Origin of the sequence: Streptomyces atriruber (assembly GCF_001418325.1) — a bacterium.
Lineage (GTDB): Bacteria > Actinomycetota > Actinomycetes > Streptomycetales > Streptomycetaceae > Streptomyces > Streptomyces atriruber.
Map to the genome: position 1 here is coordinate 1 of NZ_LIPN01000675.1, position 1,091 is coordinate 1,091.

Annotated in this window: 1 pseudogene; it reads right to left on the reverse strand. The window is 76.8% G+C overall.

From position 1 onward, the window contains the following. Positions 1–1,028: pseudogene (locus tag AOK03_RS39960) on the reverse strand (hypothetical protein); the annotation flags it as partial. Positions 1,029–1,091 lie beyond the last annotated feature (63 nt).

Here is a 1,091-nt window from a genome sequence, read left to right on the forward strand (position 1 = left end):
GGCGGGGGCTCGTCGGTCGGCGGTGTCGTCGGCTGCGTGTGGGGTGGCAGCCGGGTGGTGTCGAGGCGTCGCAGGCCCAGGTCGGCGCGGAACGTCCGTCCGTCGTGCCCGGTCCAGGCGGCGGCCAGGGCGAGGACGCCTCCGGGCCGGTCGGGGGAGACGCGCGCGATCACGCGCAGGGACAGGCCGGGGCGTGCCGCGATGAGGCGCAGATTCTCCGTGTACGGCAGCTCCGGCCGCTCGTCCGGGGCGAGCAGGCGCAGCGTCGGCCCGCCGAGGACGGCCAGGCCCCGCGTGGTGATCGTCCCCCGGAGGAAGACGAGGTCGCCGCCCGCGGACGTCCGCTCCTCGACCGGGGTCGCCAACCAGGCCAGACAGTCGGTGAGTTGGCTGTGCGGTGCCCGCTGCCACAAGTCGTCGACCGGGGCCTGCGACCACGCGGCGCCCGACGCCCGCACCGAACGCACCGTCTTCCCCGCGCCGATCCGGCCGTCCGGCGACACGGTCGGTGCGGTGAGGGAGACTCCGCCGGCGTCGCCGAACTCGCGCAGCGACAGCGCGCAACCGCCCGGGACGGAGGACCCCGCAGCGCGACGGACACGGTCCGGGCCACCGGGCGCCACGTCGGACACGGTGCGCAGGCGCCCGTCCGGGGCCAGGGCGTAGGTCACGGCTCCCGCGAACCCCGACGCGGTCACCACCGGTTCCGTGAACAGGCCGTGCAGGCGCAGGGGCCGCTCGGGCCGGTAGGCGCGGCGCGCCGTCCCGATGAGGTCGGGGTCCGCGATCCCCCGCGACCGCAACCCGTGCAGGACGTGCAGGAGCTCGGTGATCTCCTGCGTCAGGTCCGCCAGCCTGAACCCCGGGTCATCCGCGGCAGCTTCGCCCAGCATCCGTGCCACGCGCACCGCGGCCGCCGAGGGCCGGTGCAGCCCGGCCAGCCGCGCGGAGTGCGCGGTGTGGAGCAGCCGCGCACGGTGTACGGCGCCGACGCCTGCCCCGGCACCGGCGCCGCCGACCCCTGCCACGAGCACGTCCGTGGCGGCTGTCCAAAGGGCGCGGGTGGTGGTGGCTTGGGGTGGGATGAGGGG